This is a genomic window from Levilactobacillus senmaizukei DSM 21775 = NBRC 103853 (genome assembly GCF_001592085.1).
Taxonomy (GTDB): Bacteria; Bacillota; Bacilli; order Lactobacillales; family Lactobacillaceae; genus Levilactobacillus; species Levilactobacillus senmaizukei.
The window spans coordinates 1-21,630 of the sequence record NZ_BCWD01000002.1 but is presented as its reverse complement, the minus strand read 5'-3'; the positions used below and the strand labels follow the sequence as shown (position 1 = coordinate 21,630).

16 protein-coding genes are annotated in these 21,630 nt (G+C 48.6%); 13 read left to right on the top strand and 3 right to left on the bottom strand.

All coding sequences use genetic code 11. From position 1 onward, the window contains the following. The first annotated feature begins 3 nt into the window (after positions 1–3). The 5 genes from LSE01S_RS00895 (at position 4) to LSE01S_RS00875 (ending at position 7,266) form a co-directional block, all read left to right on the top strand. Positions 4–1,179 (top strand): sensor histidine kinase, encoded by a 1,176-nt coding sequence (locus LSE01S_RS00895; RefSeq protein WP_061775747.1) that lies wholly within the window; start codon positions 4–6, stop codon positions 1,177–1,179. 47 nt (positions 1,180–1,226) lie between these two features. Further along, the gene (locus LSE01S_RS00890; RefSeq protein ID WP_061775746.1) at positions 1,227–2,561 is read left to right on the top strand and encodes a D-alanyl-D-alanine carboxypeptidase family protein; all 1,335 of its coding nucleotides are present in this window, start codon (positions 1,227–1,229) and stop codon (positions 2,559–2,561) included. 365 nt (positions 2,562–2,926) lie between these two features. Further along, entirely contained in the window at positions 2,927–5,800 is a 2,874-nt protein-coding gene (locus LSE01S_RS00885; protein WP_082622309.1) for a YhgE/Pip domain-containing protein, read from the top strand. Between the two features lie 387 nt (positions 5,801–6,187). Then, positions 6,188–6,913, top strand: a complete 726-nt coding sequence (locus tag LSE01S_RS00880) for an AzlC family ABC transporter permease (RefSeq protein WP_061775851.1) — start codon at positions 6,188–6,190, stop codon at positions 6,911–6,913. A gap of 17 nt (positions 6,914–6,930) precedes the next feature. Continuing rightward, positions 6,931–7,266 carry an AzlD domain-containing protein gene (locus LSE01S_RS00875; RefSeq protein WP_061775744.1) on the top strand — a complete coding sequence of 112 codons (336 nt, stop codon included), beginning with the start codon at positions 6,931–6,933 and terminating at the stop codon, positions 7,264–7,266. An 89-nt stretch (positions 7,267–7,355) separates the two neighbouring features. Here LSE01S_RS00875 and LSE01S_RS00870 read toward each other — a convergent pair whose 3' ends face one another. Both LSE01S_RS00870 and LSE01S_RS00865 read right to left on the bottom strand, forming a co-directional pair. Then, positions 7,356–8,168 (bottom strand): hypothetical protein, encoded by an 813-nt coding sequence (locus LSE01S_RS00870; RefSeq protein ID WP_061775743.1) that lies wholly within the window; start codon positions 8,166–8,168, stop codon positions 7,356–7,358. A gap of 222 nt (positions 8,169–8,390) precedes the next feature. Further along, a complete protein-coding gene (locus tag LSE01S_RS00865; protein WP_061775742.1) occupies positions 8,391–9,590 on the bottom strand; it encodes a class I SAM-dependent methyltransferase in 1,200 nt (399 codons plus the stop codon). Positions 9,591–9,802: 212 nt separating this feature from the next. Here LSE01S_RS00865 and LSE01S_RS00860 point away from each other — a divergent pair, with 212 nt between their 5' ends. From LSE01S_RS00860 to LSE01S_RS00820, 8 genes are all read left to right on the top strand, one after another. After that, entirely contained in the window at positions 9,803–10,678 is an 876-nt protein-coding gene (locus LSE01S_RS00860; protein WP_061775741.1) for a hypothetical protein, read from the top strand. 1,224 nt (positions 10,679–11,902) lie between these two features. Beyond that, a complete protein-coding gene (locus tag LSE01S_RS00850; RefSeq protein WP_061775739.1) occupies positions 11,903–13,087 on the top strand; it encodes an ROK family protein in 1,185 nt (394 codons plus the stop codon). Between the two features lie 188 nt (positions 13,088–13,275). Next, complete coding sequence (locus tag LSE01S_RS00845) at positions 13,276–14,370, top strand: AI-2E family transporter (protein WP_061775738.1); 1,095 nt, start codon at positions 13,276–13,278, stop codon at positions 14,368–14,370. Positions 14,371–14,437: 67 nt separating this feature from the next. After that, positions 14,438–15,130: a 2,3-diphosphoglycerate-dependent phosphoglycerate mutase gene (locus LSE01S_RS00840; protein ID WP_061775737.1), complete on the top strand. Its 693-nt coding sequence runs from the start codon at positions 14,438–14,440 to the stop codon at positions 15,128–15,130. 111 nt (positions 15,131–15,241) lie between these two features. After that, positions 15,242–15,493 (top strand): hypothetical protein, encoded by a 252-nt coding sequence (locus LSE01S_RS00835; protein WP_061775850.1) that lies wholly within the window; start codon positions 15,242–15,244, stop codon positions 15,491–15,493. Positions 15,494–15,888: 395 nt separating this feature from the next. Continuing rightward, positions 15,889–18,435, top strand: coding sequence for an AAA family ATPase (locus tag LSE01S_RS00830; RefSeq protein WP_061775736.1), 2,547 nt, complete (start codon positions 15,889–15,891; stop codon positions 18,433–18,435). Between the two features lie 350 nt (positions 18,436–18,785). Beyond that, positions 18,786–19,604, top strand: coding sequence for a serine hydrolase (locus LSE01S_RS00825; protein WP_061775735.1), 819 nt, complete (start codon positions 18,786–18,788; stop codon positions 19,602–19,604). Between the two features lie 376 nt (positions 19,605–19,980). Then, on the top strand, positions 19,981–20,292 hold the full coding sequence (locus LSE01S_RS00820) for a hypothetical protein (protein WP_061775734.1): 312 nt from the start codon (positions 19,981–19,983) through the stop codon (positions 20,290–20,292). Between the two features lie 116 nt (positions 20,293–20,408). On the opposite strand, the gene LSE01S_RS00815 is transcribed toward LSE01S_RS00820, so the two are convergent. After that, complete coding sequence (locus tag LSE01S_RS00815) at positions 20,409–21,575, bottom strand: MFS transporter (protein WP_061775733.1); 1,167 nt, start codon at positions 21,573–21,575, stop codon at positions 20,409–20,411. Positions 21,576–21,630: the final 55 nt, after the last annotated feature.

Sequence of the window (21,630 nt, the reverse complement as noted above, 5' to 3'; positions counted from 1 at the left end):
AGTATGAAGCTGACCACGCGAGAGAAGAGTACCCTCTGGTTAGAGGGCGTTGTCACGGTGATCCTGTTGTTCATGTTGAATCTGGCGTTACTGGTTCTGATCATTCAGGCCATCGAAAGTAATCCCGGTCTGCGGGACGGGATCTTTATTATCAAGCGCTCCATCATGTTGGGACCCAATAAGTTTCAGCTATGGAGCTGGGAGAATCTGTTCATTGGCTTGATGCTAATCGCCGATGCCGTCGTCGTTTGGTGGCGCCTGATTCGGCGTTACCGGCAGATGCAGCTTCACCATATTATTGAAGAACTTCACTACATTGCCAATGGTCACTTCGACCACCGGATTCCGTTTCGGGTCAGTGGCGACGTACAACGCGTGGTGGATTCCGTCAATGCCTTGGTGGACTCGGTCATTCATTCAATGGATGAAGAGCGGGCAATTGAGAAGTCAAAGGATGAACTGATTACGAATGTCAGTCATGATATTCGGACGCCATTGACCTCGATCATTGGCTACCTGGGCTTAATCGAAGACCAGCAGTATCACTCCGAAGACGATCTGTTGAAGTACACTCATACCGCCTTTCTGAAGTCCAAACAGATGAAGTCCCTGGTGGATGATTTGTTTGAATACACCAAGGTTCGGCAAACGGATACGCCACTCAGCCTGACAAAGATTGATTTGGCGGCGATGTTAGCCCAACTGGGGGCCAGCTTTGAGTTGGAAGCCCAGAAGAAAGGCATGACGATCGGGGCTTCGAGTACGCCGGCTAGTCTGATGATGGAGGCCGATCCGGAGAAATTGGTCCGGGTCTTTAACAATTTGGTCGCCAATGCCTTGAAATACGGGGATGGCGGGACCGAGATCAATTTGATTGCCAAACGGGTCAACGATCAGGAACTAGAGGTCCGCGTGACCAACGATGGGCCTAAGATTCCCAAGGAGTCCCTGGCGTTAATCTTCGAACGGTTTTACCGGGTTGAAGAATCACGGTCCAAGGAAACCGGCGGAACGGGGCTGGGCTTAGCGATTGCCCAAAGTATTGTGGCCTTACATGGTGGCTATATTTTTGTTGAATCGGATGATGATTTAACCAGCTTCGTCATTCATTTACCAGTCAAACAAGATCACCCCTTAGAGATCCCCAATGAATTGAAAACTGCGGGATCAACGAAATAAAGTGTCGGCCGACTCGGCGACCTACATATAGAGGAGTTTTAAGTTAAATGAAACGATTAAAGCAAGTTGTGATGGGTCTCGTCACGGCGATGACCTTGTTCACTGGTGCTGCCAGTGGGCTGAGCGTGGCCCCCGTAACGGTAACGGCGCAGGCGGCGACCAAGCATACCGCCAGTTCTACGGTTAATTTGAAGGCCAAGGCGGGCATCGCGGTTGACGCCAAGACCGGCCAGATTTTGTACAGTAAGGATGCCGACAAGACCTTGCCGGTGGCTTCGATGAGTAAATTGTTGTCGATTTACCTGGTGTTAGAGGCGGTTCACAGTGGCAAGCTGAAGTGGGACCAGAAGGTTAAGATTGATGCCGCAACGGCTAAGGTTGCCCAAAACACCAAGTTGTCGAACGTCCCATTGCGGGCGGGCTACAGCTACACGGTGAAGTCCTTGTATCAGGCTTCCCTGATCTACTCCGCTAACGGGGCCATCGAAGCCTTGGGAACGGCGGTTGCTGGTTCACCCCAAGCCTTCGTGGCCAAGATGAAGACCAAGGCCAAGGATTTAGGCATGACCGATGTCAAGATTTACAACGCCTGTGGGTTGACCAACCAGCAAGTCGGTAAGCTGGGGGACCGTCGTGTCTCTGCCAAGGCTGAAAACGAATGGTCGGCCGCCGACCAAGCAACATTGGCCGTGGCCTTGTTAAACAAGTATCCGGAAGTACTCGACACCACCAAGATTTCCAAGATGTGGTTTGAGAAGGGCACGAAGGATGCGACTAAGATGGAAAACTGGAACTGGATGTTGAAGGGGCTGACGGCTGCTTACACCAAGCTGCATATTGACGGGTTAAAGACGGGGACGTCCGATGCTGCCGGTGCAAACTTTACCGGGACCGCCAACAATGGTGGTAAGCGGATTGTGACGGTCGTCTTGCACGCCGCCCACGAGTCCGAGACTGACCCTGCGCGGTTCCAACAGACCCAGAAGATGATGTCGTACGTTTACAATAACTTCAAGACGGTTTCCTTCAAGGCTGGCTCCCAAATTGCTGGCGCCAAGTCAGTTAAGACGCATGATGCCAAGCAACCAACGGCTAAGACGGTCTTAGCTAGTGATGTTCAATTGTGGATTCGTGACGACCAAGTGGCTAGCAACGTTCAGGCCACGCCACAGTTAACCGCCAAGTTAGCCAAGGATCGGGAGCTACAAGCCCCAGTTGCTAAGAACGATCAGATCGGGACGGCCAACATTTCCCTGAAGGGCGACCAGTTAGGGTTCTTGGGTGATACCAAGACGACTAAGGTCCCACTCAAGGTGACCGAACCCGTTGAGAAAGCCAACTTTTTGGTGCGGGCATGGCGATCGATCGTCGCCTTGTTCTAGTCGGTTAGATAAATATAGTAGTAATCCGCTACCAAAATAAAAAGGTGGCGGATTTTTTTTGCGATTTGGCTTGAACGGATCGGACATGGGCACGATTGATTCGGATCAAGGTGGATTACAGGCCGGTTTGATAAGCTATTCCGTAACCTGAGGGATTTATTTAAGCAACCGAAAAATTTTAAAAATGAATGTAGAACACGCCGAAACGTTGATGGGGTGCGGTTGGTGACGATTTCTATTAATAGTCGATGGCATGTTATTGTTTTGACAAGTCAAGTAATAATGTGCGAAGATACTTCTATTATAAAAGAGACTGCAATTATTTAAGGTTATTTTGAGGATAAAGGGAGCTGAAACAAGTGGACATGATTAAAGGCGAATGGAACTACATCCGGCACAACCGATTGATTTTAATCTCGGTTGTTGCCATTATGTTTATTCCATTCCTCTATAGTATTTTCTTTCTAAAATCGGTTTGGGACCCCTATGGGGAAACCGGTAAACTGCCCGTGGCCGTGGTCAACAATGACCAAGCGGTAAGTTTCAAGGGGCAGAAGTTAAACGTTGGGGATCAGACGGTGTCAAACCTGAAGAAGAACCATCAGCTGGGCTGGCGGTTCGTTTCCGCAAGCCAGGCAGCGGATGGCTTGAAGCATCACAAGTATTACACCGTCATCACGATTCCCAAGAATTTCTCGGCTAACGCCGCAACGGCGTTGAACAAGACGCCAAAGAAGATGACCTTTAGCTACAAGACGAACGGGTCGGCCAACTATATCGCTCAGGTCATGAGTGAAGTTGGATCCGACAAGTTGGATAGCCAAATCAAGGCCAAGGTTACCAAAGCGTACGCCCAAGCAACGTTTAAGCAAATCTACGCTGTGGGTCAGGGGATGGACAAGGCCGCCAAGGGTTCCGCTAAGTTAAAGGACGGGACCGTTACCCTGACGGATGGCCTGAACGCCTACACCACTGGTGTATCCAAGCTGAATAATGGCCTGTTAACCATGCAGACCAAGGTTCAACCACTTTCGAGTGGGATTCAAAAGTTGACGGATGGTTCCGCCACCCTGGCTTCCGGACTCGGCCAATACACGTCTGGGGTTAACCAGTTTACCGGTGGGGTTAGCCAACTGAGTGCTAAGATGCCAACGATGCAGGCGGGTGCAAATAAACTTGCGACTGGTGCTAGCCAATTGAATACCGGTGTCTACAAGTACGTCAACGGGGTTTACACGCTGAACGATGGGGCCAAGCAACTGAACGCTGGGGTTGGACCACTGTCTAAGGGTGTATCACAATTGGCTTCCGGGAGTAAGGACCTGAACACAGGGTTGTCTACTCTGAATGGTAAGTCCAGTGACCTGAACAATGGACTTGCCCAATTGGCAGCTAGCGCATCAAAAATGTCTGCTGCGATTAAGACGATGAGTGATGGCACCGGACAAATTGGGGCAATGTCGGGACAAGTTTCTAAACTGCAGTCCAGCGTGACGCAATTGTCTACGGGTGCCACCCAAGCCGAAGCACTGTCGAAGGAAATCGATAACATTGTGAAGGGCCAATCAGGTAGTACTGCTTCTACAACGAGCTCGGACTCGAATGCGGCAAGCGTTGAAAAGGCTCAGTCACTGAGCAAAGCGGCTGCTGCTACAGCGGCCGATGTTCAGGCAGCTGCAGCAAAGTCCGATAACCAAGATGAGGTTAGCTCGTTGGCCAAAAAGTTGGCTAGTGAGACAACGGCTGCCAATGCTGCCACTCAAGAAATTAAGGCCTCGAGCAACACGATTCAAACAAAGGCGGCTTCGGATGATGTTCAACTAGCTACTCTTACGACTCAGTTAGTGGGTGCTTTGGGCACGATTTCGACTGGCCTGACGGGCTTGGACGGGGTTGTAAATTCTAAAGACTTTAATGACCAAATTGCCAGCTTGTCAGATCTTGCAGCTGGCCTGTCACAATTGGATGGACAGGTTAACTCGCCAACTGCTGGTTTAACTGCCGGTATTACGGCACTACAAAATGGTACTAAACAGTACACCGATGGGGTTTCGACCGCATTTGGTGGTTCTCAACAACTTAGTACGGGTGCTGCTACTCTGAATAAAAAGGTTCCAGCTCTGTCTAATGGTATGGCTAAGATTGCCGCTGGTTCAGCTAAACTTGCCAAGAACGGTCCATCCTTAAAGACAGGTGCCCAAACGCTTGATGGTGGTATGGGCACGTTAGCAAGTGGGATTAACCAGGCGGCTGCCGGTGTTAATAAGCTGCAAGCTAACACGCCTAAATTGACGTCTGCGGGCAATCGGCTTAACCAAGGTGCAAGTACCCTTAATGGTGGCTTGACCACCTTGAACGGCAAAGTACCGGCTCTGGTCAGTGGAGTTAACCAAGCTGCCGATGGGTCACAACAATTAGTTGACAAGAACGGTCAGATTATCAGCGGAGCCGACAAGCTTAACAAGGGTCAAGGCAAATTAGCCACGTCCTTGAAGAGTGGGGCTAAGCAGATCAACGACCAACCACTGTCTGACAAGACGGCGGACATGTTCGCGACGCCAACTCACCTGAAGCATGAGAGCTACAGCTACGTACCAAACTACGGTCATGCCTTAGCACCGTACGTGCTGTCCGTGGCGCTCTACGTTGGGGCCTTGGTCTTCAACTTTGCCTTCCCAATCCGTAAGGTTTCCAAGGCAGATGGTAGTGCGACCGGCTGGTTCTTCAGTAAGGTTTCCATTGGCGCTGTCGTAGCGCTGGCTATGGCCGTTATCGAACCATCACTGATGATGCTGGGTGGACTGAGTGTTACTCACCCAATGCAAATGATTCTGGTTTCCATCATGTTCTCGGAGGCGTCGATGTTCATCGTCATGTTCCTGTCGATGCTGTTGGACAACCCTGGTCGGTTCTTGGCCATGGTTCTCCTGATGCTGCAACTTGGTGGTTCTGGTGGGACGTTCCCAATGGAAGTTACGAACTCGTTTTACAACGTGGTTCACCCATTCTTGCCAATGACTTACTCGATTCTCGGCTTCCGGGATGCGATTACGTCAGGGATGCCAGGGATGGTTGGTAAGGCCTTCTGGATGCTACTGCTCTTCATGATTATCGCGTTAGCCCTGTTGTGGCCAACGATGATTTGGTTAAAGAAGAAGCATCTGATGGGCGTTTCTCAACTGGACGACAACCAAAAGTTGGGCGCCGTTGAGGATCCAAACACTAATTCACATTCATAAAATTATAAAAATGTCGCAGGGCTACGAGCCTTGCGACATTTTTTTGTGGGGTGGGATAGGCGAGGCCGTCTATCCGAAGATTGAAAGATTACGGGTCCTTTAATTGGCGTGAAAATGATGAAAATGAGCTTTGCAATTTCACAAAGTTTTAATGAAACCCGCCGGAATGCCCGATTACCTTTGCTAAATATCACGGTTGTTATATGAAAATAGGATGAAACATGTTAAAATATCATTGTGTTTTGTGGATAACGGGTAAATCCATTAACTTGCTTCATATCTCAGGTATTTCGACGGAGGCAAACATTATTGAATAAACGACGGCCAAACCCCAAGCAAGTGCCAGACCCCGATGAACCCTTATGGCGGTCGACCTTGCGGGTAGCCATGCCCCTGAACTTAAGTTACGTTCCCATTGGGCTGGCTTGTGGGATTTTGCTACACGCGGCAGGATTCAATACCTTACTGACCGGATTAGTTTCATTACTAATTTTTTCCGGTGGGGCACAATTTCTGATTGCCACGATGTTGACGATTAATTCCCCATTACTTTCAATTGTTTTGATGCTGTTCTTCTTGGAATTACGTTATGCCTTATTGAGTTCGAGCTTATCGCCATACTTAAAAGGCCAATCAAACCGCTTTTTGTTTATCTTTGCGGTCTCGTTAAACGATGAAAATTACGCCATTAACTATTTAAAATTCGCCACTGATAAGAAGTGGACGGGTAAAGAGGCTTTGATGGTGGAGCACTATTCTTTACTCTTTTGGGCGGTCAGCAACGTTATCGGCAGTTTGGTCGGGAGTGCGTTGAAGATTGACCTCGGGGTCGTTAACTTCGCACTGACGGCACTATTCTTGTATATGATTGTCATGCAGATTAAAAACCGGCTGACCATTCTGATTTGCTTGTTTTCCGGGGTGTTTGCGGCCCTGTGCATGATGCTAACCAAGAGTACCCTGGGGTTAGTCATCTCGACCCTTATTGCTTCATTGCTGGGTTTCTTACTAGAGACCACTTTAAAGAAGCATTTGCCAGACAGTCACTGGTTGTGGAAACTCCGCAGTCCCGGGGCTAAGAAATCGGTTGTTGAGAACACAGAAGATAATTAGGATACAGGAGACGCTATATGAATTGGAATAGTACGCAACACTTTTGGCTAATCATCCTCGGCTTTTTCGTCGCATTTATCCCACGGTTCTTTCCCCTGATGTTATTCACCAAGCGGCAGATCCCGGAATGGTTCAATGAATGGATGAAGTTTATTCCCGTGTCATTATTTACGGCGTTAGTCGTGAAGGATATTTTCATTGATAGCGAAAGCTACCAGTTTATCATTTCCAAATATTCTGAAATGCTAGCGGCCGTTATTGTGATTGTGGTCGCGTACCGGACTCGGTCAATGGTAATCTCGGTGGTTGTTGGTTTAATCAGCGTTTTCCTGTTATCGATGGTCATCGCTTAATCTAAATAGGTTAATCAAAGGTGGAGCTGGGCTCCGCCTTTTTTAGTGGCCTTAAACTTGCTAGAGTTGTGATAACCAATGGGGAATGATTAGGCCTGGGCAACGGTCACCTTGCCAGTCTCATTGGTATCCAGTGAGGCCAATCGTTCCTTGAGGACCGTGCGTTGGGTTTTAAAATAGTTCAAGGCCACGTTGAGGTTGTGGAGCGTATCGGTATCCACCTTGAATACATCGATTTGATTAGACAGTTCGGTCCGGGCGGCCAGAACGTCGTCCTTCAGCGACCGTTGGAGCGACTGGTTACCGGATTTTTCGGCGGCCGTGAGATCCAGCTGTGTCTGGGCCAGGGTATTCTGTAACCGTCGCAGAATTTCCTGATGGTCTTGAATGGTTTTTCTTGAGGGGCGTTGGGCCAGAATTTCCCGTTTTTCGGCGTTGGCCACGGACCGTAGCTGGGTTAATAAGTCTTGGACCTGTTGCTTAGGTTGTTGACGGGCCGGCCGTGCGGTGACTTTGACCGGCAGGGCGGGTTTGCCCTCGATTAAATCTGTTGATTTGGCCGAACCAGCAGTCTTGTTTTTCCTTAGTTGGTGTGTCAGGACGCGAGCTTGATAGCCGGGCTTGGTGGCGATTAAGTGGAACTTTAGCTTATCCAGGTTACTTTGCTTGGAGCGGATACTAAAGTGGCCGTGACGGTCAGCCTGGGCACTTAACAGGGCGTGGTGTTTTAAGTCATAGATGTGGACCTGGGCGTGTTTGACCGTCTTGCCAGTGACCTTGTGCTTCGACACATGGAGGTGGCGAAACTTCATCAGTGGCTTCAACTGCTTGGCTGTCGGTTTGCCTTTGGTCGGCATGGCAGCGAACGCGGTGGCTAACAATAGCATTTGCTTAGTCTGCATAATTTATTTAATCCCTTTTTATGTCCTAAATTATTAACACCATTACCAGTGCTCAAAACTATAACACGCTAGCCAACCGTGAACAAGCAAGGCCCCTTATAAATAGTGTAATGGCGGCCGTTAATCGGATACAGAATCAAAAAGGCCCGCCAACTATCGGTGATCAATCCGGTAGTTAGAGGGCCTTTATCGTCAGGCGATCCGCGGTCGCTTAACTGGTTTTTATTTAGCTGCGACTTTCTTATGTGTTTCGTCGTACATGTAGTCCCGCGTCATTGGTAACATCCGGGCGGATGGTCCCTTGGAAATCAGGTACTGGATAACGTCAATGTTTCCAGACTTGAAGGATGCGGCACAGGCCTGCAGGTACAGGTCCCACATGCGTACGAAACGGTCATCAAACATCTTGGCGACCTCGTCACGGTGTTCATTGAAGTTTTGGTCCCAGATTTCTACCGTCTTTTGGTAATGGCGACGAAGAGGTTCCATGTCGTCAATCTGGAGGCCGTTTTCAATGATGTGCGTGGTGTTTTCAATTAAGCCAGGCACGTAACCACCGGGGAAGATCCACTTGTTTAACCAACCATTGTTGGCGCCACCTTGTTGACGGGTAATTCCGTGAATCAAGGCAACCCCATCGTTCATCAAGTATTCTTGAACACACTTGAAGTATTCGCCCAAGTTTTCTTGACCAACGTGTTCAAACATGCCGACTGAGGTGATGTAGTCCCACTTCTCGTTGCCAAGTTCACGGTAGTCTTCCAAGCGAACCTCGGCGACGTCTTGCAGACCGGCCGCTTCGATTTGTTGATTAACATAGTTGTATTGTTCCTGGCTCAAAGTAATCCCAGTCACGTGCAACCCGTATTCCTTGGCGGCGGTCAGCATCAACGTGCCCCAGCCACAACCAATGTCCAGCAAGGTTTTGCCAGGTTGTGGGTTGAGTTTACGGATGATGTGGTGAACTTTATTCATCTGGGCGGTGTATAAATCATCGTCAGGTGTTTCAAAGTAAGCACAAGAGTAAGTCATGGTGTCGTCTAACCAAAGATTGTAGAAGTTATTTCCAATATCATAATGGTTTTGGACATCAGTCTTGCTTTCCTTTTCCGTATGTTTTTGCTTGGGTAAGAAATGAATAAATTTCTTATTGTGGAAGAAACTGTCGGTGTTTTCGTAGGCCGCCGTTAAGAGGTCTTCGATACTCCCGTCAATTTCAATTTTACCGTCCATGATCGCTTCCCCGAGCGCAATCGAAGCGTTTCGAGAAATTTCCTTAATCGGAATGGCCTCATGAATGGTGATAGTGATATCAGGAGTGCCGGTCCCATAGACATCGCTGCTGCCGTCCCAGTAGTTGACTCGAACGGGAATGTTGAAAGTGTGACTTAAAAATGTTTTGTAGAAAGTTTTTTCAAGCATGTCAGGAGTCCTTTCTGGTTTCGCTGCATGGCGTGCAGTAAAACAAAAATATACTTTCTTAGTATACGCCTTTCATCCGGTAAAGCGTAAGAGGGGGTCTTAATGTAAGCGCATTAACTTTTATTCACAAAAATTAGCTCAAGTAAAAAGGGTCGTTTCTATACTGATGCATGGTATAATATAACTATAATTAACCGGCGGAGGTCTTCATTTTGAAAAAATGGGTATGGGTCGTGGCAACAATCGTGGTGGCACTGCTGATTGGCGGTTACGCGTATTCGAATCATCACGCAACAGCTAAGGAGTACCAAGCGGCAATGGCTAACGGGCGTACTGCCATCAAAGGTAAGCACTACACGCAGGCTGAAAGCTACTTTCAGAATGCCTTAAAGCGTAAATTAAATGATCCGACAGCACAGACTTATTTAACGCAAACACAACGGTTCGTCTCGGCTGAGAATTCTATGGAAGCACGGAAGTTCACCAGTGCGGAGGAACACTACCAGACGGTCAAGGACACCAAGAAGGGGTCCAAGGTTTTGGTATCGCGGGCCACTAGCCAATACAAGTTGGTTAAGGGTGTGGTTGCGAACGTTAAGCAATTCAAGACGATCTTGAGTAAGGCGCAAGGGGAAAACAAGGCGCTGAACTATGGTCAATCCAATACCACTTTGGATGAACTGTTCAACAACGACAAGTTCCGTCAGACGTATTACAAGGACTTGTATGACCAAGCCTTGGCCTTACGGAAAGCGAACAATGCGGGACAAACGAGTTCTGTGACTGCGGCGGCTAGCTCTACTTCTTCCAGTTCCGATACCAGTAGTTCAAGCGCTTCATTGACGCCGGCCGAACAATCGGCTGCTAAGAACTACAAGGGGAGTAACGAGTACACCGTGACGCAAAGCCAAAAGGAGTTAAATGGTAAGACGATTACGGATGCGCAGATTGCCAGTGCCCGGCAAACGATTAACGCTGCGGGTGGCCAATCCGATGCCATGAGCGATCAAGACGTGCGGGTGGCAATGCAAACTGCCAGCAAGAAGAAGTTGTCGTTGACCAAGTACACGCAACAATATCTCAAATAAATACTGTTTCGAACCGGTAGGGACATTTGTCCATGCCGGTTTTTATTTTGGCCTCAGACAATACTGATTATGAAATTGCTGATGCTGGCTCGCCAATGGCCGGCCCTTAACGGGCTGGAACGCGGTGAACATGATTTTGAGCCAAAGGGCGGTCTCAAAAGTCAGTTCTGCCTAACCGGAGCAGTTCACTCCGCTAAGGCAGTCCCACGGCTGAGCCCCGGGCCGGCCATTGGCTGCCTATTGGTCGTTGAGGTCGGCGATGGTGTCCAGATGAAGTGAAGGGTGTTTTACTCGATATGAATAGGGTGTTTTGAATCTATCTGATTGAGAGTGGGTATGACGATAATACTACGATTTTAGACGAGTAGCTATTTCTGGTTGACCTAGCACCTTGCTCTAAGATAGTTGCTAATAACTAGTCAATCTTAGCCGTGAGGGCGGTCTCGCAGGGGGCTCAGTGGTGTCGTTTGCCTTAGTCGGTGGGCTTCCGGGTTAGGTAAAGACCGAGTTTGAAGACAGCTGGGCTTGCTGGCTTCCAAGCGTGTCCACCATGTTCCAGCCCCCCTGCAGGACCAACCGGTAGGCGGGCAATCTAAGCTAAAGTAACCATAAGCGTGGACTCAGTGGTGTCGTTTGCCTTAGTCGGTGGGCTTCCGGGTTAGGTAAAGACCGAGTTTGAAGACAGCTGGGCTTGCTGGCTTCCAAGCGTGTCCACCATGTTCCAGCCCCCTGCGGGGCCAACCGGTAGGCGGGCAGTGAAAGCCAAAATAAATATAACGCGAACAATCTAAAAATGTCAGAAAAAATAACACAGAACGTGGCCGCAAAAGTCAAAACCGATCAATTTGGTCGCTGAACTAACCATTCTTAAACTTTTGGTTATAAAACTTGACATGAAAGGTAAGTCACTAAACAAATGCATTTATAAACCGAATAAGCAAATTAATTGGTCGATCATGGAATTTTGGCGTTATAAGCCTATGGGGACAACGATTTCCCGTACATTCGGCTTTTGAAACCGCTTAAATTTCACAAGTCACTTTCTTTTCTTAATTGGTAAGGGTGATTTACTATAATAATAGAATCAGAATCTACAAGGGGGGTTAGGCAATGTGGCCCCCAGAATAGCAGGTGAGCACCAACCTTGGGGGATGGGGCAACCTAAACTGATTTGATTCCCGAATCACCGTTGCTATTTGGGGGAGCTACGTTGCCAAGAAAATTATGATTATCAACAAACACATCATGCGTACGACTAATGAAAAGCAAGTTCTACAACAAATTGTAAACTCTGGACCAATTTCTCGTAGTCAGATTTCACGGAATCTGAGTTTAAACAAAGTGACGGTTTCTGATATTTATAGTCAACTGCTACATGAAGGGTTAATCCGTGAGGTTGGTCACGGAGTAAGTACCCGGAATGGTGGGCGTAAACCAGTTATGGCATTACTAAACGTGGGGTATGGTTATGTCATCAGTATTAATATTTTGCGGTCACGCTTCTCAATGATTACCTGCCGGTTGGACGGGAAATCTGAGAATTATGAAAGTGTATCCACGCGTGACGTTGATTTAACAACGGTGCTGGACATGATTGATGACCGGATCTCGGCCACGATGAGTGCCAACGAAAACCGCTTGTTAGGGATTGCGTTTGGCCTGGATGGAGTTATTTACGATAACCAAATCCTGGCGGCTTCGTTGAAGGGGTTCAAGAACTTTGACCTCGCGAAGTACTTCAGCGACAAGTTCCAAGTTCCCGTTGTGCTGGAAAACCTGGCTAGTGAATCCGCAATTTATGAACGGGACTTCGCCGGGGAAGGCCTCTATCACAACCTGATTTCAGTGACCATCCGTGACCAAGTAGCCGCAGGGATTGTGACCGACGACCGGCTCTACCGAGGACACAATGGAGAAGCTGGGAACATCGGAACCTGTCCGTTGGCCGACCGCTACCATGAAGAAAATATGGAAACGGTCAACCATTACGTTGCCGAAGGACCAGTTCTACAACGGATCATGGCTTATCAAAAGATTGACCGGGTAGATGTTAACCGCATTCGGCGAGATTACCTGGGTCATCGGCCAGAACTACTGTCGATCCTCGATGAATTTGCCTACTACCTGGCGAAGGTCCTGGGAAATATTTCCAACACCTTCGCGCCGGATGCGATTATCGTTAACGCCCCAATCCTGGAATTACTACCAGAATTGATGGACAAAGTGCGGGACTACGTGGGCCAAATGGCCATCTTACGGAAAGCCCCATTACTCTTAACTAAAAATGCTAAAGAGGCCTCATTACTGGGTGGCGCATCCGCCATTATTCATAAGGCATTGGGATTGGATGACCTGCAACTAACCTTTGGGAATCAACGGTCGGCTGTGTTAGAGGGAGTTGAATCGTAAGCAAATTTGGTTGTCGAGTCGGTTGGGCATGCCGCCAGTGAGCGGTGCCGAACGATGGCCGAGTGACTGAAAGTCTGAATCCAATTGGGTTCAGACTTTTTTGTTGTCCTTGGTTAAATGTCTAGGGAATTAACGGCAAATAGCGTAGAATGAAACTACCGAAAAAAGTAGATAGGGGCGGTTCAGAAGTGAGTTTATGGCAACGGTTTGTTGATAATGTCAGATTGCGCCGGTTTACGGTGTTGGTCGTCTTAATCTTTATTCTGTGGCTAATCCGGTCGGAAATGAATATGATTCTATTAACCTTCATTTTCACCTTCTTAGTTCTACAACTGGTGAAGTTTGTTCACCGGTTCGTGAAGATTCCGGCGGGGATCATCGTTACGGTCGCGTACTTGTTGATTCTGGGGGGCCTGTATGGGGCAATCACCACGTATCTTCCGCAACTCTTAACGTCGTCGGTCCACGGGGTGGAGAACCTGTATAAGTTCTACCAGCAACCCGGGAACGACCAAAACGAGATTATTCGTTATGCCACGGAATATATCAATAACTCGAATATCATGAGTCAAGTTCAAAGTGGGGCCAAGGTGGTCTTAACTTACATCTCGACGATTGGGTCGTTTGGGGTCACCCTGTTTATGTCGATGATTTTGAGTTACTTCTTTACCATTGAGAATAAGCAGATGGCGGCCTTCTCCAAGCGCTTCTTAACCAGTACCTATGGCTGGGTTTTCCAGGATATTAACTTTTTCGCCTCAAAGTTTGTTAATACTTTCGGGGTAGTCCTGGAAGCCCAATTCTTCATCGCGCTTTGCAATACGGTGATTACCACCATCGTGCTGGCTTTTATGAAGATGCCGCAGCTACCAACGTTGGCTATTATGATTTTTATTCTGAGCCTGATTCCGGTGGCCGGAGTTATCGTATCGATTATTCCATTGACCATCTTAGGGTATTCCGTTGGTGGCTTCCGTTACGTGATTTATATCTTAGTCATGGTAGTTGTGGTCCACGCGTTAGAAGCCTACGTTTTGAATCCCAAGTTTATGTCCAGTCGAACCGAACTGCCAATTTTCTACACTTTCGTCGTCCTATTGGCGGGGGAACAGCTCTTTGGCGTCTGGGGCCTGATCGTTGGGGTGCCAATCTTCACGTTCTTCCTGGATATTTTGGGGGTTAAGCCGGTTCATGGGTTACACCAGCCGCCGCACGTGGATGTCCAGAAATTAAAGGACTATCGTTTACCATCGAGAAATCGGGATGATGGAAAAGACGAATAAGGCTGAAATTTTGGGCTAGATAGTGTAAAATGGCAAAGTATTCTAAAGAAGAAAGAGGTTTTAAGGGATGGCAAAATTAGTACTGATTCGCCACGGTCAAAGTGAATGGAACTTATCCAACAAGTTTACTGGCTGGGTTGACGTTGATTTAAGTGAAAAGGGTGTTGAAGAAGCCAAGGCTGCAGGTAACAAGATCAAGGAATCTGGCCTGAAGTTTGACTACGCCTACACGTCAGTTCTTAAGCGAGCAATCAAGACGTTACACTACGTTTTGGAAGAATCCGACCAACTTTGGATTCCGGAAACGAAGACTTGGCGCTTGAACGAACGTCATTATGGGGCCTTACAAGGCTTGAACAAGGCTGAAACCGCTGAAAAGTACGGTGACGACCAAGTCCACATCTGGCGTCGTTCATACGATGTTTTACCTCCACTTTTGGATGCTGACGCCGAAGGTTCTGCGGTTAAGGACCCCCGTTACGCTAACTTGGACCCTAACATCGTACCCGGTGGTGAAAACTTGAAGGTTACCTTGGAACGGGTTATGCCATTCTGGGAAGACCAAATCGCACCTAAGTTACTCGATGGCAAGAACGTCATCATCGCTGCCCACGGTAACTCACTCCGTGCTTTGAGCAAGTACATCGAACGGATCTCCGACGATGACATCATGAACCTCGAAATGGCAACCGGTGAACCAGTTGTCTACGACTTTGATGACAAGTTAAACATGACTAACAAGACGAAGTTGGGTAAGTAATTCCAACGGACTCAGAGCCGCCTCAGTTGTGGGGCGGCTTTTTCGTGGCCTGAAACTGGCTAGCAGTATAGATAATTAGCAACTTACTTTAAGAGAGAAAAGAGATTGAATTTGGCAGAAAAAGCAGTTACCCAGGTTGAAATGATGAAGATTATTGGTCTATTTCGCAAAGAAGGTTTCACTGGCGAGTACGAGACTTTCCAACGAGTTAGTGGCACCGATCGGGAATTCTTTGTGGTCATGAGTAACGAACAGGGTATCAAGGCGTTGTTCAAGGCTAGCTTGATGTTGAACACCGTTGAGTTCCAGTATGTGTTGGATGACAAGCATACGTTTGTACAGGAAGATGCAGACGCTAGTTAAACCAGTGTGCCTGCAGTAAATTAAAGAGCATATCCGCTATAGCAAAACGAACAGGCCTGAAAGGTCTTTGCTCGCAATTAGATATTTACCAAATTAGAAACTGGTTATGGAAACTTGACGATTTTCCGTAACCAGTTTTACATATTTTTTAAGCGAGGTGACAATCAATAAGTTTTTGAAGTTATTTTGATTGTTGCCTTAAGAGATACTGGAGGTACCTGTGATTGGTGATCAATTCTCGCGTGAGGCCCTTGATAATCGGGGTAACTATAGCGGGAGCTGAGACACCAACAAGAAGAATGGCCAGTTTTTACTCCTAAGCTTGACTGTAACGTTACCGGATGGTTTAAAATGATAAGTATCATGAACGGAACTAAAGGTAAAGGTGGGCAAGTATGACAACGAGTGATAAACAACGTGAACATATTAGTGTACGTGGTGGGAACGTCCATAACTTAAAGAATATTGACGTGGACATTCCGTTGAATCAGTTTGTGGCTATCTCGGGTCCCTCGGGCTCCGGGAAGAGTTCCTTGGCCATGGGCATCTTGTATGCGGAGGGGTCGCGGCGGTACTTAGAGGCGCTATCCACCTATACCAGGCGGCGGATCGGCCAAAGCAAGCGGTCGCAGGTCCAAGAGGTTCGGCACATTCCATCCGCTATCGCCCTGCGGCAGCGGCCGGGAGTCCCCTCCGAGCGCTCGACGGTGGGGTCGATGAGTGAATTGTTTAACGTCGTCCGCCTCATCTTCTCACGCCTTGGGTCGATGGTTTGTCCCAATGGTCACCGGATTGCCCCCAGCCTGAAAGTGGCCCAGGCCATGGATCTACCGGGTGGCGCGGACAGTAAGATGGGTTACGTGACCTGTCCGGAGTGTGGCGTCGAGTTTATGGCGAGATCGGCCGAAGACTTTGCCTTTAATTCCGGCGGTGCCTGCCCCGAATGTCATGGGACGGGGACGGTTCAGACCTTAGACGAGGATAAACTGATCGGCGATCCGAGCCTCAGTCTATCGGAAGGGGTCGTGGCCTCCTGGCATCTGCCCGGCCGCAACTTTATGCCGACGGTGGCAGAAACGCTGGGGGTCCGTATCGACGTGCCCTACAAGGATCTCACCGACCGGGAGAAGGACATCGTCCTCAACGGTGACAAGAAGCAGTATCCCGTGGACTTTCGAACCTCGACCGGACGGGTGTTTCATACCGACAAGACGCTGTATGAGAATGCCCACGAGGCCGTCTACGATTCCCTGAAGACGGTGAAGAGCGATCGGGCCATCAAGAAGGTTAACGAATTTTTCCACTTCGCGGTGTGCCCGACCTGTCACGGGACGCGGCTGAATCCGGAACTCTTGACCCAACTAGTTGGGGGTAAAAATATTGCGGAGGTATCTGACCTGACCTTGGGGTCATTGTCCGAGTGGCAAGCGGCGGCTCAAGCTGAGTTGCCAGCCGAGATGAAAGCCATGGCTGACGTGCTCTTCAAGAATCTGACGGATACGTTGCGGCCCTTGCTGGAATTGGGGCTGGACTATTTGACCCTATCGCGGAACGGCAACACGCTGTCGACCGGTGAACTCCAACGGCTTCAACTAGCCAAGACCATTCGGACGGAGACCACGGGCGTTCTGTACGTGCTGGACGAACCCTCCATTGGGTTGCATCCCGATAACGTTGAAGGACTCATCCGAATTTTTCGGGAGTTGATTGCCCAAGGAAATTCCTTGGTGGTGGTCGACCATGAAGTCGACATCATTTCAGCGGCCGACTGGGTGATTGAGATTGGCCCTGGGTCGGGGGATGCCGGTGGTCAAATCATTGCCGAAGGAACGCCCAACGATCTCGTGGGCAATCCCCAGTCACTGATTGGGCCCTACATTTCGGGTCAGGCTAAGATCATGCATGACAAGGTACCCGCTAGTCAGAAAGCTAGCGACCTCACCACGCATTTTGAGGTTCAGGACTACTTTAATCTACATGACGTGGCTGTGACCATTCCGGGCAATGAAATCACTGCGGTTACCGGGTTCTCTGGTGCTGGTAAGACGAGTTTGATCTTGGACAGCCTGGTGCCGGCGATTCAGGCGGCGAATGCTAAGGCCGCCCTACCCAAGCAGGTGACGACTCTGAAGACCCATTTGAAAGACGTGGTGTCGGTGGATGCCAAGCCAATTGGGAAGAATGCCCGCTCGACGATTGCCACCTACACGACCATTATGGATAATTTGCGCCGACTGTTTGCAGATTTACCAGAAGCTAAGGCCAAGAAATTTGGAATCGCTCACTTCTCGTATAATAATAAGCAGGGTGCGTGTGAGCAGTGTGGCGGACTGGGCACCATTACCCTGGATATTCAATATTTGCCGGACATGGAAGAGGTCTGCCCTTACTGCCATGGCGCGCGGTATAAGGACGAGATTCCACAGATTCGCTGGCACGGCTACAATATTGTCGACCTGTTGAACTTATCGGTCCGTGAGGCGTTACCCGTCTTTGAAACGGTACCGAAGATTGAGAAGCAGCTCCAATTGCTGGATGAAATGGGGCTGGGTTACCTGCATTTAGGCGAAAGTACGCCGAGCCTGTCCGGTGGGGAAGCCCAGCGGTTAAAGCTCATGAGCCACTTGAACAAGCGCCAAGGTAAGACCCTGTTTATCTTTGACGAACCCTCCGTCGGCTTACATCCCCAAGATGTGCAAACGTTACTGGGTGTGATTAACAGTCTGAAGGCCAAGGGGGCCACGATTATTATCATCACGCATGACCTCGATCTGATGGCTAACGCCGATTATCTGATTGATCTCGGCCCTAAGGGTGGGCAAGCTGGTGGCCGGTTGATGGCTAGCGGCGAGCCGCAACAACTGATCAAGACCACTAAGAGTCTAACGTTGGATTACCTAAAGGCCCATTTTGAAAAATTCCATTTAGCTGGGCGAAGCTAGCCGCGCAAAAATCACCGGTGCTTAGGTGTTCCGCAGAACCTATTGTAGGTACACAGATTATTTCAATGAATTCACGGCCGCCTCGCACATCGGGGCGGCCTTTTTCGTGGAGTCGGACTAGCTTAAACAGAGGGACGATCAGGTCTGTCTTCCTGTGAATAGATCGCTATCGAAATGACATTGCGGTTCATTAATTTTTCACCTATACTTAAGCCATTATGCATAGCTTATTGGCAACAAATACTGCAGAAAGTTGGCTGAGGATACCAAGGATTTAGGTGATGGCATGAGAACCGAATGGTTGGTGACCAAGGGCTTCGTGCGCCAGTATCTACGTTAGGAGTAAACAAATGAGACGGTTAAGGTTAGGTTTAATAGTGATGTTACTAGCTGGTCTGTTGTGGCCGGCAATCGGGGTTCAAGCCAAGGCGAAGGCCGCTCAACCGGCGGCTATTCAGAGAATTGCTAAACGGGATATGAAGGCCGCGCACGGTCGGTGGTCGGTCAAGGTTACCCGGTTAGGCCGGCAACCACTGGCGGTTACCGCGGGCAACCAACGAGTTCGTGGTCAACGGTCGGCCAGCACCATCAAGGTGTTCGTGATGCTCACGATTTTTAAACGGGCGCAGCAGCATAAGCTGAAGCTGACCACGGCCACCAAGACCGATTTGAAACGGATGATTCACAATTCGGATAACGCGGCGACTAACCGTCTCATTCACAAGCTAGGTGGGTTCAAACGGGTTAATCAGACGATGAAACATTATGGATTTAAGCACTCGCATCTTCGGCGCTACATGATGGACACGCGGGCCCTGGCGAAGGGGCACGACAACTATACGTCCGTGGCCGATCTGACCAAATTTCTCAGTAAGACCTATCGTCACCAATTACTGGGGAAGACGTACGATAATCGCATGTTGACGTTGTTGCGGCACTGTCGCAATCATTCCAAGCTACCGAAGTTGGTTAAGCACGCCACGGTCTTCAACAAGACCGGAGAGTATCCGGCCAAGGGAGTCCAGAACGATGCCAGTCTGTTTCGGACGAAGCACGGCGTCTACATCGTCGTGGTGATGGCTCAGCAGGGGAAGCAAGCCCAACAGTACCGGGGGATGAACCGGCTGGGACGCGATGTGGTCAATTATTTAAATGGACATCGGGGCTGAAAGCCCTTAACAAAAGGCACCCTGCGAGATTATCTAATGGTTACTAACCAGTAAATAGTCTCGCAGGGTGCTTTACATATCTAAGAAGTTTAAAGTGATCGTCGTTGGCACCTATCGGATGGAGCAGCGTGGATTTCCATTTGGCTAAGGTTATTAGCTAGAGGATCAAGCTATTTATCAGCAGGCTTGAGATGATAAGGATTGATTGTTGGGGGAAACAGATGTCTAAAATAATTAGTTCAGCAAGGATAGTCCTGAATTTTTCCTCGACAATTATTGCATTCCCAGCCGAGTGGATACAATGGGGTCAAAGAGCACGGGTCATCAATATTCCGCGCTTGTAAAGCTGGAATTATCTATAAAACAAGGTGGTCATATGTCATGGTATCGAAAACTTTCGGAACGATATAGCCGGACGTACACGCCGACCGCGGTTAATCGGGTGATGCCGATCACAGGTCTCGTGCTATTTACAGCTGGGATTATTTTTTTGAGCTTGACTAAATTACATGATTTGGGCTTTGGCTTGTACGGCGCGTCGTTACTGGCTTGGGGAGACTATATCTCGTCCAAGTTGGCCCAACATCGAGTCGGCATTATCGGGTGTCTCCTGGTTGCGTATGGTTTGTTTATGTTTGTACTGGGAGGAGCTGGGATGATCCTGCTTGCCATTATTTTTGGGGAATAGGTTGGGGGTAGTTGACGCTACCTCTTTTTTATTATAAAAAATGATGTTGACGAATATCCGGCAACACCGATTATTTCAAAAGATTTTGAATATATTCAATTTTAAATAATGCGACTTTAATTGTTCTGCACGGCCGCGTTCAACTTACGCCGATTGCTTAAATATAGAATTGCGGTCAGTGGAACGATCAGTAACATCATGGGGTAAAAGAATTTGAGTGGGAATATCGTGGGTAGAATACCCCCAATGATGGGGCCAAGTGACATCCCAATATCGCTGCCCAGATAATAGGTGGCGTTAGCGAGTCCCTGCTCTTCCATGGGTGCTAATAAGAGAGCCGTTGACTGGGAAACGGAAACCATCACGCCAAACCCGACGGCCATTAATCCAGCGGCCAGGATCATCTCAAAGTTATTTTGCATGATTGTTAGTAGGAGAATATAACCAATGGTGGCAATGATGCAGATGAAGAACCAAACGCCAAATGAAATCGTATCAAAATAGTTTTTCAATAGGATCCGAATCACAATCAAAGTGAGCGAGTAACACAAGAAGAACCAGCTGACGGTAATCGGCAGATGGCGCTCCGCAACGTACATGACAATGTCCGCCTGGGTAACAAAGTAGGGAATCGACAGCAACGAAAAGATGATGGCTACGGGTAGTGCATCGCGCTGGATAATCTTAAAGTGCTGGTCAGCTGGCCTCACGGCAGGCTGGGCCCGATTATTGATGAACTGGATGACGATAACCATGGCTACAGCACTCAAGCCCGCCAGAACAATAATGAACTGATAACCTAGGTGCTGATAGAGGCTGACGGCTAGGGCGGGAGCAATGGCCATGGCCAGCGCATTTAATAAGCCGTAATACCCCATCGCCGCGCCCAGGTGTTGTCGGGGAGCTAAATAGGCCATCCAAGTCGCCAGGCACACGGTACATAGAACAAATCCTAACCCGTTGACGACTCTAAAGACGAACAGCCAAGTGGGATTGTAAGCGACCAGGTAACCAAAATCACTAATTGCGCAGAGGCTCCCACCGATTAGGGCTAAGCGATATTTAGAAATCCGATCGGTTAGATTTCCGGCAAAGGGTCTCAATACCATTGAGGTGATACTCATCACACCCACAATAATACCGGCAAAGGTACTATTGATCCCTAAATTACGGGCGTAGCCATTCATTAAGGGGTTAACGGCTTGAATGCTAAATTGATAGCAGAAAGTGGCTACCATGACACAAATAATGTTTCTAGAAAAAAACGAAAATTTCTTTGTCAAAACGGATTTTGCTCCTTTGAAATCGAGTTAGGCCAAATTAAAAAGGTGGCCAATC

Bases quoted from the DNA above. Each gene is read 5' to 3' on its own strand.
- LSE01S_RS00895 (WP_061775747.1), top strand. From the start codon at position 4: ATGAAGCTGACCACGCGAGAGAAGAGTACCCTCTGGTTAGAGGGCGTT.
- LSE01S_RS00890 (WP_061775746.1), top strand. From the start codon at position 1,227: ATGAAACGATTAAAGCAAGTTGTGATGGGTCTCGTCACGGCGATGACC.
- LSE01S_RS00885 (WP_082622309.1), top strand. From the start codon at position 2,927: ATGATTAAAGGCGAATGGAACTACATCCGGCACAACCGATTGATTTTA.
- LSE01S_RS00880 (WP_061775851.1), top strand. From the start codon at position 6,188: ATGCCCCTGAACTTAAGTTACGTTCCCATTGGGCTGGCTTGTGGGATT.
- LSE01S_RS00875 (WP_061775744.1), top strand. From the start codon at position 6,931: ATGAATTGGAATAGTACGCAACACTTTTGGCTAATCATCCTCGGCTTT.
- LSE01S_RS00870 (WP_061775743.1), bottom strand. From the start codon at position 8,168: ATGCAGACTAAGCAAATGCTATTGTTAGCCACCGCGTTCGCTGCCATG.
- LSE01S_RS00865 (WP_061775742.1), bottom strand. From the start codon at position 9,590: ATGCTTGAAAAAACTTTCTACAAAACATTTTTAAGTCACACTTTCAAC.
- LSE01S_RS00850 (WP_061775739.1), top strand. From the start codon at position 11,903: ATGATTATCAACAAACACATCATGCGTACGACTAATGAAAAGCAAGTT.
- LSE01S_RS00840 (WP_061775737.1), top strand. From the start codon at position 14,438: ATGGCAAAATTAGTACTGATTCGCCACGGTCAAAGTGAATGGAACTTA.
- LSE01S_RS00830 (WP_061775736.1), top strand. From the start codon at position 15,889: ATGACAACGAGTGATAAACAACGTGAACATATTAGTGTACGTGGTGGG.
- LSE01S_RS00825 (WP_061775735.1), top strand. From the start codon at position 18,786: ATGAGACGGTTAAGGTTAGGTTTAATAGTGATGTTACTAGCTGGTCTG.
- LSE01S_RS00820 (WP_061775734.1), top strand. From the start codon at position 19,981: ATGTCATGGTATCGAAAACTTTCGGAACGATATAGCCGGACGTACACG.